Origin of the sequence: Leisingera thetidis, assembly GCF_025857195.1 — a bacterium.
GTDB lineage: Bacteria > Pseudomonadota > Alphaproteobacteria > Rhodobacterales > Rhodobacteraceae > Leisingera > Leisingera thetidis.
On the sequence record NZ_CP109787.1, the window covers coordinates 1623764 to 1641092 of the forward strand.

Here is a 17329-nt window from a genome sequence, read left to right on the forward strand (position 1 = left end):
ATGAAAAGCCCACTGACTATTCGGGGAGACACGTCATGACTACAGAATCCAACGAACCCGAGGCGGACTATGAGGTCGGCCAGGACAATATCCAGGTGATGGGCCTGGACGTCCACAATCCTGTCTTTGCAATCTCGGCGCTGACCATCGTTGCCTTTGTGGTCGTATCCTTGGTGTTCAAGGAGCAGGCAGCGGCGTTCTTTGGCTGGCTGCGTCCGGCGCTGACCAGCAAATTCGACTGGGTCTTCATGATCTCGACCAACATCTTTGTGCTGTTCTCGCTGTTCCTGGTGGTTTCGCCCTATGGCTCGATCCGCCTGGGCGGCAGCGATGCGCGGCCGGACTATTCCTATGCCGGCTGGTTTGCGATGCTGTTTGCCGCCGGCATGGGCATTGGCCTGGTGTTCTGGGGCGTCGCTGAGCCGATTTCGCATTTCGGCGCATCGCTGGGCGGCACCGCTGCCGGCGGGGATGGGGTGCGCACTGACTGGGCGCCCTTGGGGGCCGCCGCGGGCGATGATGCCGCCGCGCAGAGACTGGCAATGGCCGCGACGATCTTCCACTGGGGCCTGCATCCCTGGGCGGTCTATGCGGTGGTGGCACTGGCGCTGGCTTTCTTCTCCTTCAACCGCGGCCTGCCGCTGACCATGCGCTCGGTGTTCTTTCCGCTGTTCGGCAATGCGACTTGGGGCGTGCTGGGGCATATCATTGACGTGCTGGCGGTCTTTGCCACTATCTTTGGCCTGGCAACCTCGCTGGGCCTGGGCGCGACCCAGGCGCTGGCAGGTCTGAACTATCTGTTCGGAGTGCCCGTCACCGACGGCATGAAGGTGTTCCTGATCGTTGCCATCACCCTGTTTGCGCTGATCTCGGTTGTGGCCGGGCTGGAAAAGGGCGTGAAGCGCCTGTCCGAGGCCAACATGATTCTGGCCGCCGCCTTGCTGCTTCTGGTGCTGATCGTTGGCCCGACTGTGGCGATCCTGTCCGGCTTCTTCACCAATCTTGCCGATTATGTGGTGACCCTGCCGCAGCTGGCCAACTGGGTGGGCCGCGAGGACACCAACTTTCTGCAGGGCTGGACCACATTCTACTGGGCCTGGTGGATTTCCTGGTCGCCCTTTGTCGGCATGTTCATTGCCCGCATTTCCCGCGGCCGCACCGTGCGCGAATTCGTGACCTGCGTGCTGCTGATCCCGACCGTTGTCGGCGCCCTGTGGATGAGTGTCTTTGGCGGCGCGGCGCTGGATCTGGTGGCAGGAGAAACCGGCCAGGCGCTGCAGGAGGCGGCGCTGGAGCTGAAGATGTTCAAGATGTTCGAGACTTTTCCGCTGACCGGCATCCTGTCCTTTGTCGGCATTATCCTGGTGGTGGTCTTCTTCGTCACCTCCTCGGACTCCGGCTCGCTGGTGATCGACACCATCACCGCAGGCGGCAAGACCGATGCGCCGACTGCACAGCGTGTGTTCTGGTGCATCCTCGAAGGTGCCATTGCCATCGTTCTGCTGCTGGGCGGCGGCCTGGGGGCGCTGCAGGCGGCGGCGATTGCCACCGGCTTCCCGTTTGCCATCGTGCTGGTGCTGATGTGTGTGTCGGTCTTCATCGGCCTGGCCCGGGAACGGCGCGGCGACTGAGCGCGCCGCAGCCTGCCAAAGACGAAGGCCCCGGGACTCCCCCCGGGGCCTTTTACGTTTCAGCTGTTGTATTTGAAGAAACCCAGTGAATTGCCGTCCGGATCGGTGGCATAGAAGAACCGCCCGGGCGGGATGGCGATGGTTTCCGAGACCACCTTGCCGCCGGCATCCGTGATCCGTTCCATCACATCCTCCAGTTCGCCTTCTGCGGTCAGGTGCAGGGTCGGGCCGCGGCCGTCGCCCGCGGGCCTGCCGGGGTAGAGGTGCAGCGCGATGCCTGCCGCCTCATCCGCGGGTTTGAACATCGCGATCGGGTTGGGGCCGCTGGTGTCGATGCTCAAACTGGCTCCGGTGACCTTGGAGTAAAACGTCACTGCCGCGTCCAGGTCGCTGACCGGCAGCTCGCCCCAGACCAGGAAATCCTTGGGAGTAAAGGCCATGTCATATCCTCCATGTTTGCCTGGCAGCAGCCTGCCACGGCCTGTTGCCAGTTTCTGTCATCAGTCCGGGGGCTTGACCGCTCTGGCCCCGGGGCGCTATCACGCTTGGGTCCTGCGCCGGGAATTCCGGCTTGCAGGGCTGCCTGCGATCCCTCAATCCTTGTGCGGGAGCGCGGCTCGGCTGGAAGACCTGCCATGTTCGGGGAGATCCCTGGCATGTGCCGGCCTCCCCATCGGACCGCAGCGATTGAGGAGAGATCTGTAATGACTGCATTGGATATCGATTTCGTCCGGGCCCAGTTTCCGGCCTTTGCCGAGCCCAGCCTTGCGGGGCAGGCGTTTTTTGAGAATGCAGGGGGGTCCTATACCTGCCGCCAGGTGATTGACCGGCTGACCCGCTTTTACACCCAGCGCAAGGTGCAGCCCTATGCGCCTTATGAGGCCTCCCGCCTCGGAGGCGCCGAAATGGACGAGGCCCGCGCCCGTCTGGCCGCCCTGATGGGAGTTGCCACCGAAGAGCTGAGCTTTGGCCCCTCGACCACCCAGAACACCTATGTGCTGGCCCAGGCCTTCCGCAAGCTCATGAAACCGGGTGAGGCCATTGTTGTCACCAACCAGGACCACGAGGCCAACAGCGGCCCCTGGCGGCGGCTGGCGGAAGAGGGGATCGAGGTGCGCGAATGGCAGATCGACCCGCAGTCCGGCCATCTGGACCCCGCGCAACTGGAAACCCTGCTGGACGAAAACGTGCGCCTGGTCTGCTTCCCGCATTGCTCCAACGTGGTGGGGGAGATCAACCCGGTGGCCGAGATCACCGCCATGGCCCATGCCGCGGGCGCCTTTGTCTGTGTTGATGGCGTCTCCTATGCGCCGCACGGGCTGCCGAACGTGGATGACCTGGGCGCCGATATCTACCTGTTCTCCGCCTACAAGACTTACGGGCCGCATCAGGGCGTCATGGTGATCCGCAATGCGCTGGGCGGACTGCTGCCGAACCAGGCGCATTACTTCAACGCAGGCGACCTTTACAAGCGCTTCACCCCGGCAGGGCCGGACCACGCCCAGGTGGCAGCTTCGGCCGGCATGGCGGACTACTTCGAAGCGCTGGCCGCCCGCCACGGCCACACCGGCACCGCGGCGGAAACCGGCGCCTTTGTGCATGACCTGATGCGCAGGCATGAGATCACCCTGCTGCAGCCGCTGCTGGACGCGGTGAAGGACCGCAGCAACGTCCGCCTGCTGGGGCCGTCCACGGCCGAGAGCCGCGCACCGACGGTTGCCCTGGCCCTGAACCGCGCCGCGGAACCGGTGGCGGCCCAGCTGGCAGAATTCGGCATCATGGCAGGCGGCGGCGATTTCTACGCCGTGCGCGCGCTGGAAGCGATGGGCATTGATCCGAGCGAAGGCGTGCTGCGCCTCAGCTTCACGCATTACACCTCCGAGGCTGAGGTCGCAAAGCTGATCGAGGCCCTGGACCGGGTGCTGTAACGCAGACAGGACAAGGAAAGCGACATGAGCAGCCGTCCCCCGGTGATCTGGTGGATCAGGCGGGATCTCCGCCTGGGTGACAACCCGGCCCTGACGGCTGCCGTGAACAGCGGCGCTCCGGTCCTGCCTGTCTATATCCTGGACGAACAGGAAGAGGCGCTGGGCGCCGCGCCAAAGTTCCGCCTTGGCCTGGGGCTGGAGCACTTCGGGCAGGACCTGGCCAAGGCCGGCTCCCGCCTGATCCTGCGCCGCGGCAATGCGCGTGCCGTGCTGCAGGCGCTGATCAAGGACACCGGGGCAGGGGCCGTGTTCTGGTCGCGCCTCTATGACCCGCAGGCCATCACTCGCGACACGGACATCAAGCAGCAGCTCAAGGCACAGGGCATCAAGGCCGAATCCCACGGCGGCCGCCTGCTGTTCGAACCCTGGACGGCAAGGACCAAGGCCGACGGGATGTTCAAGGTCTTCACGCCGTTCTGGAAGGCGGTGCGGGGCCGGGATGTGGCCAGCCTGCTGCCAGCTCCCGCCAAACTATCGGCACCAGACAGCTGGCCCGCCAGCGAGGATCTGGCCAGCTGGCACATGGATGCCGCCATGCGCCGCGGCGCGGATGTGGTGAAGCGCTATTGCCGGGCGGGCGAGGCAGCGGCGCAGGCCCGGCTGGACGAATTCCTGGAACACGCGGTGGACGCCTACAAGGCCCGCCGAGACTTCCCGGGAGAGGACGCCACTTCCGGCCTGTCGGAAAACCTCGCCTGGGGGGAAATCAGCCCGCACCGGATGTGGCATCAGGGCCGCGCCGCAATGGAACGCGGCAGCCAGGGCGTCGAGCACTTCCTGAAAGAGATCGCCTGGCGCGAGTTTGCCTATCACCTGATGTACAACTCGCCGCAAATCCTGACCGGCAGCTGGCGCGAGGAATGGCAGGCCTTCCCCTGGTCGCAGGACATCACTCCGCAGGTGCAGGCCTGGCAGCGCGGGCAGACCGGCTACGGCTTTGTTGATGCCGCCATGCGGGAGCTTTATGTGACCGGCACGATGCACAACCGCGCCCGGATGATTGTTGCAAGTTTCCTCACCAAGCACTTGATGACACATTGGAAAATCGGCATGGACTGGTTTTCTGACACGCTGGTGGACTGGGACCCGGCCTCCAACGCCATGGGCTGGCAGTGGGTGGCAGGCTCCGGCCCCGACGCGGCCCCCTTCTTCCGCGTCTTCAACCCCAGCGGCCAGCTGGAGAAATTCGACCCCGAAGGCACCTACACCCGCCGCTGGATTGCCGAAGGCCAAGGCAGCCCGCCGCCGACCGCGCTGGACTTTTTCGACGCTGCGCCCTTCTCCTGGGACCTTGCCCCGGACATGCCGCGCGCGGACCCGGTTGTCAGCCTGCAGGCAGGCCGCGAACGCGCGCTCGCGGCCTATCACGCGGCCCGCGAAACCCGCTGACGCACAGTTGTCTTGCAGAAAGCCCCCTGCGGCCTAGCTTTTTCCCAGTAGAACATCCGTTTTACGTATAGGGGGAAGCGTATGAAGCTCACATCCGTTGAGGGGCAGGAAAATCTGCCGCGCTACTTCGCAGCGGTGTTTGCCAGGGTCAAGGCCATGGAGGTCGGGCAGTTGGACATCCATCTGCCGGACGGGCGCGTGTTTTCGGCCAAGGGACGCAATCCCGGTCCGGTGGCCGATCTGCACATCCACAATCCGGAATGCTTTGCCCGGCTGATCCGCGAAGGCGACCTTGGCTTTTCCGACGCCTATCTGGAAGGCTGGTGGAGCACCTCGGATCTGCAGGCCTTCATGGATCTGGTGCATATGGGCGCCAACACCGTCTATGACGGCTTCCCGGGCCGCGGCCTGGCGCGGGCCTATGAACGCTTCCGTTTCTGGCTGCAGCGCAACCATCGCCGCCAGGCAAAAAAGAACATCTCCTATCACTACGACCTGGGCAATGATTTCTACCGGCTTTGGCTGGACGACACGATGACCTATTCCAGCGCCCTGTTCCAGAGCGGCCAGGACAGCCTGGAAAAGGCGCAGACCGCCAAATACGCCTCGCTGGTGGACCAGATGGGGGTAAAGCCCGGCGACCACGTGCTGGAGATCGGCTGCGGCTGGGGCGGTTTTGCCGAATATGCCGCAGGTCAGCGCGGGCTCAAGGTCACCGGCCTGACAATCAGCAAGGAACAGTTAAGGTTTGCCCGGCAGCGTCTTGAAAAGGCAGGGCTTTCCGGGCAGGTGGAGCTTCGCCTGCAGGATTACCGCGACTGCCGCGGCCAGTTTGACGGCATCGCCTCGATCGAGATGTTCGAGGCGGTGGGCGAGAAATACTGGCCCGCCTATTTCGGCACCATCCACGACCGTTTGAAACCCGGCGGAAAAGCGACATTGCAGATCATCACCGTCGCCGACCGGCGCTGGGAGGTCTACCGCAAGGGCGTCGATTTCATCCAGAAGCACATCTTCCCGGGCGGCATGCTGCCGTCCCCGCAGGTGCTGCGCGAGCAGGTGGAAAGGGCGGGCCTCGGCGTGGTCCGCTCGATCGAGTTCGGCGACAGCTACACCCAGACCCTGCGGCGCTGGCACGACACGTTCAACGCCCGCTGGGACCAGATTGCCACCCTCGGCTTTGACGAGCGCTTCCACAAGATGTGGAACTTTTACCTCACTTCCTGCGCGGCAGCCTTTAAGACTGGAAATTGCGATGTGACGCAGATTACAGTTGCGCATCGCTGAGTGAACTGCCCGCACGGATATTGACCAGACATGCCCACCGGAGCCCGACTGACTGCCGCTATTTGCCTGGGCCTGGTGGCGTTTTTTGTGTCATTCCTGGTCATGCCGCTGATGCCCGAGGGCACCGATTTCGGCTATTTCGTGTACGTGAACGTGGCGCTGGGGCTGCTCTGCGGCTGGGTGTTCATGGGCAAGCGCGCGGGCCGCGGCCTGGTGCCGGCCATCAACAACGGCCTCACCGGCATGGCGGTGATGGTGCTGTGGGCTCTGTTCATCCAGGGCGCCTGGGAAATGTTCCGCCTGGCCATGCGCCACCGCTACGACGGCCCGTTTGAGGCGCTGTCGGCCATCTTTGTCATTGCACTGGACTATTTCTTTGTTATCGCTGTGCCAACCGTGCTGGTGCCGCTGGTGGCCGGCGGGGTGCTGGCCGGGCTCGTGACCGAAAACGCGTCCCGCCGCTGGCGCTGACAAGCACTCTTTTACAACAGGTTATCATCCGTGGCTGATCTCTTTTTCTTTGGCACGCTGCGCCATCTTCCTTTGCTTGAACTGGTGCTGGGCCGCAGCGGGTCAGCGCTGAACGCGCAGACGGCGAAACTGCCCGGGCATGGGGTTTATCAGGTCGTGGGGCAGCCGTTCCCGTCGATCGAGGCGCGGCCGGGCGCCACCGCCGACGGTGTTCTGGTGCAGGCGCTGTCCCCCGCCGACCTGGATGCGCTCAACTTCTACGAGGGCGGCTTTGGCTATGCGCTGAAACCGGTCTCCGTGCAGCTGGAGGACGGCAGCACCGCCCCGGCCGAAGTCTATTTCCCCGAACCCGGCCTGTGGCAGACGGCGGAGCCCTGGGACCTGGCCGCCTGGGTGCAGAAATGGGGCGCGCTGTCCCTGCGTGCCGCCGAAGAGGTGATGGCCTACCACGGCCGCATGACCGCCGCCGAGGTGGCCCGCTGTTTCCCTTCGGTCCGCCGCCGCGCCGCCGCCTGGCTGCAGGCGCAGGCCCGTCCGGGCGATGCGCACCATGATCTCTCCAAGGACGTGATCGTCCACAGCCACACCCGCGCCTATCTGAACTTCTTCGCGATGGAAGAGATGGAGCTGCAGTTCCGCCGCTATGACGGCAGCATGAGCCCGGTGATGGAGCGCTCCGCCGCGATGGCGGGCCACGCGGCGGTGGTGCTGCCTTATGACCCGGTCCGCGATCAGGTGCTGCTGGTGGAGCAATTCCGCGCACCCCCCTTCATCATGGGCGAAGCGCATCCCTGGATGTGGGAGCCGGTGGCGGGTGTGATCGACCCGGGCGAAAGCCCTGAGGAAACCGCCATCCGCGAGGCGCAGGAGGAGGCCGGCGTCACCGTGCAACGGCTGGAGCCGGTGGCGCAGGTTTATCCCTCCAGCGGCGCGCTGGCAGAATTCATACATGTTTTCATCGGTATAGCAGACCTTTCTGATGTCAATGGCGGCGGCGGCGTTGCAGGCGAGGGCGAGGACATCCGCAGCAGGATCCTCAGCTATGACGAACTGATGGCGGGCGTTGATGCGCAAGCCTATCAGGACATGCCGCTGGTGACTGCGGCGCTGTGGCTGTCACGCCACCGCGGCCGGCTGCGCAACGCTTCGTCCTGAGCCGCTTCCCGCCTTGTGAACCCCGGGGCGCTTGGGTACACCTTGGGGGAACGATCGAAAGGGATACCATGCGCATTGCACGCGATCTGGCTGATGCCATCGGCCACACTCCTCTTATCCGCCTGAACCGTGTCAGCGAAGAGACCGGCTGCGAGATCCTGGGCAAGGCGGAATTCATGAATCCGGGCCAGTCGGTCAAGGACCGCGCCGCGCTCTACATCATCAAGGATGCAGTGGCCCGCGGCGAGCTGAAGCCCGGCGGCACCATCGTCGAAGGCACCGCCGGCAACACCGGCATCGGCCTGGCGCTGGTGGGCGCCTCGATGGGTTTCAAGACGGTCATCGTGATCCCGGAAACCCAGTCGGAGGAAAAGAAGGACATGCTGCGCCTGGCCGGCGCCCAGCTGGTCCAGGTTCCGGCGGCCCCTTACAAGAACCCCAACAACTACGTGCGCTATTCCCAGCGCCTGGCGGAAAAACTGGCCCAGACCGAGCCGAACGGCGCCGTCTGGGCCAACCAGTTCGACAATGTCGCCAACCGCCAGGCCCATGTGGAAACCACCGGCCCGGAAATCTGGGAACAGACCGGCGGCAAGGTCGACGGTTTTGTCTGCGCGGTCGGCTCCGGCGGCACCCTGGCCGGCGTGGCCGAGGCGCTGCAGCCCAAGGGCGTCAAGATCGCCCTGGCCGACCCGCTCGGCGCGGCGCTCTATTCCTACTACACCGAGGGCGAACTCAAGGCCGAGGGCAGCTCGATCACCGAAGGCATCGGACAGGGCCGGATCACCAGGAACCTGGAAGGCTTCACGCCTGATTTCAGCTATCAGGTGCCCGATGACGAAGCGGTCCCCTATGTCTTCGACCTGCTGCACGAGGAAGGCCTGGTTCTGGGCGGCTCCTCCGGCATCAACATTGCCGGCGCTGTGCGCATGGCCAAGAACATGGGGCCGGGCAACACCATCGTCACCGTCCTGTGCGACTATGGCACCCGCTACCAGTCCAAGCTGTTCAACCCGGACTTCCTGCGCGAGAAAAATCTGCCGGTGCCGGAGTGGATGACCCACACGCCCGCATCGATCCCAGGCGTTTTTGAGGACGTATGACCCCTGTTATGACTGCTCTTCGGAGCCTGATTTTGGGGCTGGCCTTCGTGGCCAGCCTCGCTTTGCCTGCTATTGCACAACTCAATTCCGAACACCGCGCCTATTTTCAGCAGTGGCTCAAGACAGCTGACCGCGCCGAGCAGGTGATCGACGCCCGCCGCGCCTCCAGCGCCGCGCTGGAGCAGCTGCGCAAGGAATTGACCGACTACCGGCAAACCTTCCTGGCGCAGCGGGACGGCAACAGCGACCGCATCCAGACACTGCAGGGCCAGCTTGACGTGCTCGGCGAGGCGCCGGGCGAGGGCGATGCCGAGCCTGAGGACATCGCCGCCTTGCGCGATGCCCTGAGCAGCGAGCTGGACCAGCTTCGGGTGCCGCGCATGGTGTCGCAGGTGGCCTACAACCGGGCCGACGGGCTGATCGGCGAAATTGACAAGATCATCCGCGAACGCCGCACCGAAACCCTGCTCGAACGCGGCCCGTCGCCGCTCAACCCCGAGCACTGGGGGCTGGCGGCGCGCACGCTGGTGCGGGCCGGGCAGGCGCTGTGGAACGAAACCCTGGCACAGATCAGCAGCGCCACCACCCACGAGCGGGTGCGCAGAAACCTGCCCGCGATCCTCTTCCTGCTGCTGTTTGCCGGCCTGCTGATCTTCCGCGGCCGCCCCTGGGCCCACCGCGCAGGCGACTACCTGCGCCAGTTCGGCAGCAGCGGCCGCGGCGTCTGGGGGTTCATCGTGTCACTGCTGCAGGTCGGCCTGCCGCTGCTCGGGATCGTCTTTGCAGTGGCTGCGGTGAACCTTGCCGGTCTTACCGGCTCCCGCGGGTCGCTGCTGCTGGATTTCGTGCCGGGCTGGGCCTTTCTGATCCTGTCCTTCCACTGGCTCGGCAATCAGCTGTTTGCCAGCAAGATCGACAACGACCTGATTCCGGTCAAGGAGGGACGCCGCAACGTCACCCGGCTGATGGTCGATGTCCTGGCCGTCCTGCTGGTGCTGCAGGACGCGCTGCGGCAGCTTGAGGAATTCGAAAACGTCTCGGACCGCGCCCACGCGGTCCTCAGCTTCCCGCTCATTCTGGCCACTGCGCTGGTGCTGCTGCGGCTGCACAGGATCGGCGTCCAGCGGCGCCAGGAACAGAGCGGACAGGACGGGGAAAGCGACGACGGGGCCATCGCGGCCGGCGCCGGACATGTGTTCACCCTGGTGCGCCGCGCCATTTACCTGCTTGGCTTCATCTCGCCGCTGCTGGCCGCGTTCGGCTATGTCAACGCCGCCGAGGCGCTGGTCTACCCGGCCGCAACGACGCTGGCGCTGCTGGCGACGCTTCTGGTGCTGCACCGCTTCTGCGGCGACCTTTACGGCTGGCTTTCAGGCAAGGGCAGCGAGGCGCGCGAGTCGCTGTTCTCGGTGCTGATCGGCTTTGTGCTGGCGCTGCTGGCGCTGCCGCCGCTGGCGCTGATCTGGGGCGCCCGCGTGGCCGACCTGACAGAGCTGTGGTCGCAGTTCCTCGAGGGCTTCCATTTTGGCGAGACGCGGATCTCACCCACCGCTTTCCTGACCTTTGCGGTGGTCTTTGCCGTCGGCTACGCGATGACCCGGCTGATCCAGGGCTCGCTGCGCAATTCGCTGCTGCCCAAGACCAAGATCGACCCTGGCGGCCAGAACGCCATCACCTCGGGGCTTGGCTATGTCGGCATATTCCTCGCCGCGGTGGTGGCGATCTCCATGGCCGGGCTGGACCTTTCGTCGCTGGCCATCGTCGCCGGTGCGCTGTCGGTCGGCATCGGCTTCGGCCTGCAGACCATCGTGTCGAACTTCGTCTCCGGCATCATCCTGCTGATCGAACGCCCGGTCTCCAAGGGTGACTGGATCGAGGTTGGCGGGCTGATGGGCTACGTGCGCGACATCTCGGTGCGCTCAACACGGATCGAGACTTTCGACCGCACCGACGTGATCGTGCCGAACTCGGACCTGATTTCGGGCACCGTCACCAACTATACCCGCGGCAACACCGTGGGCCGGGTCATCGTGCCGGTGGGTGTCGCCTACGGCACCGACCCGCGCAAGGTGGAGGCGATCCTGAACGAGGTTGCCAAGGCGCATCCGATGGTGCTGCTCAATCCGGCGCCCAGCGTGGTGTTTCAGGGTTTCGGCGCCGACAGCCTGGATTTCGAGATCCGGGCGATATTGCGCGACGTGAACTGGGTTCTGTCGGTGAAATCCGACATGAACTATGAAATCTCCAAACGGTTCGGCGAAGAAGGGATCGAGATCCCCTTCATGCAGCGCGACATCTGGATCCGCAATCCCGAGGCGCTGACCCCGGCAAAACCGGCAGCAGCTGCCGAAACACCCGCTGCCGCGCCTGCGCGGGCACCGCTGAAGCCGGATCTGGACGATCTGCAGCAGGACCCCGATGAAGATTCCGATGGAGATGCCGATGCCGACAAGTGAACCGTTGTTCCGCAAGGACGCCTATGCCCGGATGACCGAAGCGGAGGTGCTGGCCCATACAGAACGGGGCGGCATCATCCTGGACCGAACCCTGTTCTACGCCACGGGCGGCGGCCAGCCCGGCGACAGCGGCCAGTTGCTCTGGGGCGATGGCCAATGCACCATTGCCACCACTGTCAAAGGCGAAAACAGCGCGGTTGTTCTGGTCCCGCATGAGGGCGAAACTCTGCCGCCGGCCGGAACTCCGGTCACCCAGGTGCTCGACTGGGACCGCCGGTATGGCCACATGCGGGTGCACACCGCGCTGCACCTGCTGTCGGTGGTCATTCCGCTGGAGGTGACCGGCGGCTCGGTCAGCGCCGAAAAAGGGCGGCTGGATTTCAACATGCCGGAAGCGCCGGAAGACAAACAGGCGCTGCAGGACCAGCTGCAGGCGCTGATTGACCGCGATCTGGAAGTGACTGAGGACTGGATCTCCGACGAAGAACTGGAGGCCAATCCGCAGTTGGTGAAAACCATGTCCGTCTCGCCGCCGCGCGGGGCAGGGCAGGTGCGCCTTGTCCGCATCGGCACCGCTGATGAGCAGATCGATCTGCAGCCCTGCGGCGGCACCCATGTCAGGCGCACCGGCGAAATCGGCAAAATCCGCCTTGGCAAGGTGGAGAAAAAGGGCCAGCAGAACCGCCGGGTCTACCTGCATCTGGAGCCCTGAAAAAGAATGCGGGCCGGGATGCATTTTTTCCCGTTTCGGCCCTTGCATTTCACCCTCCGATCCTTCAAAAGCCCCCTCACGGAGAGGTGGCCGAGTGGTCGAAGGCGCACGCCTGGAAAGTGTGTAGGCGGGAAACCGTCTCCAGGGTTCGAATCCCTGTCTCTCCGCCACTTGCCCGATAGGAATGGTTCTCCGGTCGTGTCTGGCGGTCAAAATCAGCGATATTTTCGATTGTTGTAGGCGGCCAGCTGTTGACTGTGTCCAGCGCCAAGTACTGCGCCTGTGCTCTCTCTACCGCTGTCTTCTCTCAAGCTGATGACTGTTCTTGTTTGGTGAATGGATTTTTAACTAGCTGAAAAAATGGATTTTGTTGCCTGTGTAGCTCTTGTGTTCGGTGCCGGTCGCGATCGCGCAAATGGTACTCGGGTCGAACGAGCGTTACTTGTGGATTGAAACTCGGTCGCGAGAGGTGTCGCGCATCGAAGTGCCAGGCACGCAGCATCCTTGCGGACCGGCGAAGGGTGCCGTCTGCCGACGTCGATAATGCGGGGCAGGGCAGGAGCTGCCGATGCAGTGGTTTCTGTCCGATGTCATTGGCGCTAGCACTGACGCTGGAAGAATGGAGAGCCCATGGCCCGGAGAGCCCTAGACAAAAAAACCTCTTCAAGCTTGGAACGGACGTGTTGGCGGAGCTTCTGCTCGAGGCCGTGAAGGGCGACGCCGCGCGACAGCGACGCGTTCGCATGGTGCTGTCCGCGGATCAGAGCCCTCAGGAAGCGACGGCGGATGTTCGGAAGCGGTTTGCGTCGATCCGGCGAACCGGCAGCTTCATCTCTCTGAAGACCCAGAGGAAGTTCGTGAAAGAGCTCAGCGATCTGGTCACTCTGATCGAAACGCGGATCGGATTCGACAGCCCGGATCTAGCTTTCGAGCTCCTGTGGGAGCTGCTGCATCTCGCGCCCGGCATCCATGAGCGGACCGATGGCAGCAACGGGTTGATCGGTGACGTCATGGATGACGCGAAGGAGGCCATCGCACGGCTTTCCCCCAAGATCAGCAAACACCCGTTCGAACTCGCGGAGATGATTTGCGACGCGCTACGGGGCAATGGCTATGGCGAATTCGATCGTGTCGTGCCGGCTCTGTCCGAACCTCTTGGCCGAGCAGCTAACCTATCACACTATCGCGCAGGACGCCGCGGGGCGCCTGCTCGCCGCAGGGCGTGCGGAGGAGGCCCTCCAGGTCGTGGAAATCGCACTGAGCCGCGAAACGCGCGATAGCGCGTGGTGCGACCCGCCGGAGTTGGACGATGCCCACTTCGCTTGCCTTGAAGCTCTGGGACGCGAAGAGGGCCTGCGGCGTTCGCTATGGGCTCGCTTCGAGCGATGCCTCTGCCGTGGTGCGCTTCGTCGCCTGTTGAAGCGCCTACCGGACTTCGATGATGTCGAGACCGAAGACCGCGCCCGCGAGGTGGTCTTGTTGTTCTCGCCCATCGAAGCAGGCCTGGCGTTCTGTTTTGCCCGGCCGGACCTTACGTTGGCGGCGCAGTTGGTGCTGAGCCGAACCGAAGAGATTGATGGGGACGCTTACGAGATCCTCACACCGGCTGCGGAGGCGCTGTCGTCCGCGCAACCGCTGGCCGCAGTTCTGATTTGGCGCTCGATGATCGAGTTCGCACTAGAGCGCGCACGATCGAGCCGCTACGGCCACGCCGCCCGTCATCTAGCCTCTTGCGCCGATGCGGATGCGGCGATCGGGAACTATCAGGGCCGCCCCGAGCACGACGCTTTCATTCAGGGCCTGCGAAAGGCGCATCAGCGAAAGGCAGCCTTCTGGGCGCGCGTGCGGGAGGCCTCCGATGGAGTATAGTTCGCTGTTCGATTGTCCTGAGACGAACGGCGCCTGTGGCTCGATCCGTCAGGCTCAGCTGGAACTACCCCTCACGACGCATCAGAATCTGCAGGTGGCCGTCAGCAAAGCGCAGGAAGCGCCATTTGCAAACTTGGCCGTTTGACGCAACCAGCCGAGGTTTTGTGCTGCAGCGCAGCCCGCCGTTTCTGCCGTTCGCTGCGACTGCGAGGATTTGAAGCCGGTGAACGCACACAGTGCCGGACCTTGCTGCCGTTCGCTGCAGGCGCAGCAATAACGACCTAGGGCGGTCGCACTGCGCAGGAACCGGACCTTGCCACTGGGGGACAACCGGCCCGACCGGCCCTCTGCGGACATTCGTACCTAACGCGACACATATCCGCTCGTGAGCCCAAGGGAACATTAAGGCGATATCGATTGAGATTCTTTCTGGAGCTAGGTACGTCAGGATGCAGGCGCAAAAAAGAGGGCGGCACCTTGCAAGCAGAGACCATTAAGAACAACCTGTTTCAGCTCGTAAGAGATACAGATATTAGCGAAGCTGTTGGGTCGTACCTTTTCCCGGAGGGGAAACCGCTTTCTTTCGAAACAGAGCTGTGGGACTTCAAGAGAAAGCCCCCCTCTCTTGATGAGAAGCCAGATGATGATGCTCGGCTGTGTCACAAGTTAGAGATGCACGAGCTGATCAAAGACGTCGTCTCTTTTCACAACTCCTTCGGTGGTTATATCGTCTTCGGAGTCGAGGATTCTGGCGAGGATAGAGTCGTAGGTTGCAACCAAACTCTGGACCTTGGTGACATCTCGAGGCGGATTAAGTCGCACACAGGAAGAGATATAGAACTCTTTCAGAATACTTTGAGCATAGGGGGAATAAATATTCTCCTGCTTCTTGTGCCGAGAAGACGTCGCGTTGATGAACCTGTTAAATTTACGAAACAAGCCCCGAGCACTCCTAATAAAAAACCTTCTTATCAAAAAGGCTCGGTCTATATACGGAAACTTGATGAGTGCCGCCCTGCAGAGAACTCTCCTGAAGATTGGGCGTTTCTATTCTCGGACAGAATTATTTCCGCGCAAAAATCTACGCCCGTAAGAGACGCAATTCCATCTAATCTCCCTCCGAGAGACCCAGACATGGTTAAGTTCGTAGGGAGAGAGAAAGAGCTATCGATTCTCCGAACCTGGCTACTTGATCGTCGAAGCCCAGTTAAGATGATTTCCGGCATTGGTGGGCTAGGAAAGACCTCAGTAGCCTATCGGTTCTGCGAGGAGCTAGCTTCTTCTGGTGCCGGAGAGTTCGAGTATGTTGCTTGGGTATCTGCCAAGAGAACAACTTACGCTGCGCTACGCGGCGCGATGGTTAAGACAACTCGCCACGATTTCTCGACCGTTGAGGAGCTTCTTCAAAGGCTGATTTGGATTTTGGCGGGGCAAAGTTCGGTGGACGAGGACGCAGATGAAGAGGAGTACGCGGACATACTAGTTGACGCGCTAACCTACAGTCCGTCGTTCATCGTTGTGGATGACTTAGACAGTCTTTCACCTGACGAACAACGAAAATGTGCGACTGTGTTGCAGGAGGTTGGATTTAGGACCGTCGATCGGGAGCATGCTGGCAGCAAATTTCTACTCACATCCCGCCTTGATCAGGGGCTCTCCCCAACGTCAGTCGTAAAAATATCTGGACTGGACGAAGAGGCCTTCAACCTTCATATCCGCAACCTATGCGAGCAGTTCGATTTAGAGAAATTTAAACCTCGCCTTTCACGGCAAATATATTCGGCATCATCTGGTTCACCACTCTTCGCGAGTGCCATCGTTAGGATGGCCAGCCTAGGCGAGAAACCTAAAGAGATTTGTGAAAGATGGTCTTCCCATGATGGCGAGGACGTCAGAGAATTTGCATTCAAAAGAGAGCTGGATCGTCTTACCAACGCGAGTGCGGCAGTATTGTTTGCCGTGGTCAAGCTAGGCGAGGTGACGTCGGAAGAGTTGCTTGAGGTTGTCGAGGCAACAAAAAGGTCACTGTTTGACTGCATAAACGAACTCCAGTCGTTTCACCTTTTGGGGAAAAAGGAAAATGCGCAAGGTGACTTTATTTTTTCAACCTCGAAAGAGTTGGTCGCATCAGCGGGAATTTTGAAAAGAAAGCTGGGCGAGAGAGCCAACGAAATCGAGAGGCGATGCGCAATCATGCGCAAAAGTGAAGGTGAGCAAGCGCGTGAAATTGGGAGGACCATTCGGAGCATTATCCGCTGTCTTGATGAGGGGGAGACTGGAAAGGCTTTGCTGTTTGCCAAAGATTTGGTTCAGCGGAACCCAAGAAATGGGGACGCGTGGTGTATGCTTGCCAGGACATACCTAAGCGTGAAGCCGTCCAAGTATGCAGAGGCTGATGACGCCTGTACCAACGCGTTGAACACCTCATGTACCCGCAGCGAGCTTTTTGAGTATGTTGTGGCCGCCAAGACAGGGGTGGGCGACTGGCAGGGATTGAAAACGTACGCCGAGAAGAAGCGTTTCAAATCGAACAAAAGAGATCCGGGCCTAGACGCATATTTAACTGCCGTTCGAAATCTAGTTGATCTTGCAAACCAGCGAGGGAGCTATCTGGAGGCGTCCAAGCACGCCCAAGACGGAACCCGCAAGCTATCTGAAAAAATTCAAAACAGCTATTTGGACCCAGATCTATTTAGCAGCCTGGTGCGGGACCAAAATCAATTGGCCGATCTTTCGATCAAGTACTGTCGATTGTCCATTGAAAGACCGCGCGACAACTTGCGCATCGCTGATCTCGGATTTGAACTATTCGATCGAAAGGTTCAAACTAAAGAGGCTGTTCGGGCTATTTGTGATGGTCTAACCGTCTGGTCTGAAGAGGTCAGAAAAAAGGCTGTTATGGACGAAGCCGAGAGGGAAATCATTGCCAACAACATAAGAAAGCTTGATCGCGTATCTGAACTACTGAAGTCAAGCGGCAGGGATGCATCAGAAGACTTGGTTGCCATTGCGCGCGCCCAAAGGCAACTCGGTTTCGTTGGCGCATCTTTTTCTTGATTGCTTGTGCCCATGCAAAATTTGGATTCAGGCGACCGAGCTAACAGCTGAAGCTTTCGGAGATTAGGGCGTAGGAAAGGGCGACCTGCAGGCATATGCTGCACGTGGTAGCCATTCGCTACCGAAAGTGCTCGTACGCCCGGTTGTCCCCCCATTTTTGCGGGGGCTACCCGCCCCTTTCGGCCTGAGTGCGGCAGCAGCCTTGCTCAGT

At 61.8% G+C, this 17329-nt stretch carries 13 protein-coding genes and 1 tRNA gene; 13 read left to right on the plus strand and 1 reads right to left on the minus strand.

Features of this window, described 5'->3' with window-relative positions:
* The first annotated feature begins 35 nt into the window (after window positions 1-35).
* On the plus strand, window positions 36-1631 hold the full coding sequence (locus OKQ63_RS07830; RefSeq protein ID WP_264213381.1) for a BCCT family transporter: 1596 nt from the start codon (window positions 36-38) through the stop codon (window positions 1629-1631).
* A 59-nt stretch (window positions 1632-1690) separates the two neighbouring features.
* Here the strand turns inward: OKQ63_RS07830 and OKQ63_RS07835 are convergent, their stop codons facing one another.
* Window positions 1691-2071: a VOC family protein gene (locus OKQ63_RS07835; protein WP_264213382.1), complete on the minus strand. Its 381-nt coding sequence runs from the start codon at window positions 2069-2071 to the stop codon at window positions 1691-1693.
* 264 nt (window positions 2072-2335) lie between these two features.
* Between OKQ63_RS07835 and OKQ63_RS07840 the strand changes: the two genes are divergently transcribed.
* From OKQ63_RS07840 to OKQ63_RS07895, 12 genes are all read left to right on the plus strand, one after another.
* Window positions 2336-3559: an aminotransferase class V-fold PLP-dependent enzyme gene (locus OKQ63_RS07840; RefSeq protein ID WP_264213383.1), complete on the plus strand. Its 1224-nt coding sequence runs from the start codon at window positions 2336-2338 to the stop codon at window positions 3557-3559.
* A gap of 24 nt (window positions 3560-3583) precedes the next feature.
* The gene (locus OKQ63_RS07845) at window positions 3584-5008 is read left to right on the plus strand and encodes a cryptochrome/photolyase family protein (RefSeq protein WP_264213384.1); all 1425 of its coding nucleotides are present in this window, start codon (window positions 3584-3586) and stop codon (window positions 5006-5008) included.
* A gap of 81 nt (window positions 5009-5089) precedes the next feature.
* A complete protein-coding gene (locus OKQ63_RS07850) occupies window positions 5090-6295 on the plus strand; it encodes an SAM-dependent methyltransferase (protein WP_264213385.1) in 1206 nt (401 codons plus the stop codon).
* Window positions 6296-6325: 30 nt separating this feature from the next.
* On the plus strand, window positions 6326-6766 hold the full coding sequence (locus tag OKQ63_RS07855) for a TrgA family protein (protein ID WP_264213386.1): 441 nt from the start codon (window positions 6326-6328) through the stop codon (window positions 6764-6766).
* 30 nt (window positions 6767-6796) lie between these two features.
* Window positions 6797-7921, plus strand: coding sequence for an NUDIX domain-containing protein (locus OKQ63_RS07860; protein WP_264213387.1), 1125 nt, complete (start codon window positions 6797-6799; stop codon window positions 7919-7921).
* A gap of 68 nt (window positions 7922-7989) precedes the next feature.
* Window positions 7990-9024: a cysteine synthase A gene (locus OKQ63_RS07865; protein ID WP_264213388.1), complete on the plus strand. Its 1035-nt coding sequence runs from the start codon at window positions 7990-7992 to the stop codon at window positions 9022-9024.
* Between the two features lie 8 nt (window positions 9025-9032).
* Complete coding sequence (locus OKQ63_RS07870) at window positions 9033-11480, plus strand: DUF3772 domain-containing protein (RefSeq protein ID WP_264213389.1); 2448 nt, start codon at window positions 9033-9035, stop codon at window positions 11478-11480.
* Complete coding sequence (locus OKQ63_RS07875) at window positions 11467-12192, plus strand: alanyl-tRNA editing protein (protein WP_264213390.1); 726 nt, start codon at window positions 11467-11469, stop codon at window positions 12190-12192. Before OKQ63_RS07870 ends, OKQ63_RS07875 begins: the two co-directional genes overlap by 14 nt.
* A gap of 80 nt (window positions 12193-12272) precedes the next feature.
* A tRNA-Ser gene (locus OKQ63_RS07880) sits at window positions 12273-12362 on the plus strand.
* Window positions 12363-12875: 513 nt separating this feature from the next.
* The gene (locus OKQ63_RS07885; RefSeq protein WP_264213391.1) at window positions 12876-13472 is read left to right on the plus strand and encodes a DUF6880 family protein; all 597 of its coding nucleotides are present in this window, start codon (window positions 12876-12878) and stop codon (window positions 13470-13472) included.
* Window positions 13399-14061, plus strand: coding sequence for a DUF6880 family protein (locus OKQ63_RS07890; protein ID WP_350356306.1), 663 nt, complete (start codon window positions 13399-13401; stop codon window positions 14059-14061). Before OKQ63_RS07885 ends, OKQ63_RS07890 begins: the two co-directional genes overlap by 74 nt.
* A gap of 417 nt (window positions 14062-14478) precedes the next feature.
* Entirely contained in the window at window positions 14479-17118 is a 2640-nt protein-coding gene (locus OKQ63_RS07895; RefSeq protein WP_264213393.1) for an RNA-binding domain-containing protein, read from the plus strand.
* Window positions 17119-17329: the final 211 nt, after the last annotated feature.

Coding starts and splice junctions, on each gene's coding strand:
- OKQ63_RS07830 (WP_264213381.1), top strand. CDS start 36: ATGACTACAGAATCCAACGAACCCGAGGCGGACTATGAGGTCGGCCAG.
- OKQ63_RS07835 (WP_264213382.1), bottom strand. CDS start 2,071: ATGGCCTTTACTCCCAAGGATTTCCTGGTCTGGGGCGAGCTGCCGGTC.
- OKQ63_RS07840 (WP_264213383.1), top strand. CDS start 2,336: ATGACTGCATTGGATATCGATTTCGTCCGGGCCCAGTTTCCGGCCTTT.
- OKQ63_RS07845 (WP_264213384.1), top strand. CDS start 3,584: ATGAGCAGCCGTCCCCCGGTGATCTGGTGGATCAGGCGGGATCTCCGC.
- OKQ63_RS07850 (WP_264213385.1), top strand. CDS start 5,090: ATGAAGCTCACATCCGTTGAGGGGCAGGAAAATCTGCCGCGCTACTTC.
- OKQ63_RS07855 (WP_264213386.1), top strand. CDS start 6,326: ATGCCCACCGGAGCCCGACTGACTGCCGCTATTTGCCTGGGCCTGGTG.
- OKQ63_RS07865 (WP_264213388.1), top strand. CDS start 7,990: ATGCGCATTGCACGCGATCTGGCTGATGCCATCGGCCACACTCCTCTT.
- OKQ63_RS07870 (WP_264213389.1), top strand. CDS start 9,033: ATGACTGCTCTTCGGAGCCTGATTTTGGGGCTGGCCTTCGTGGCCAGC.
- OKQ63_RS07875 (WP_264213390.1), top strand. CDS start 11,467: ATGCCGACAAGTGAACCGTTGTTCCGCAAGGACGCCTATGCCCGGATG.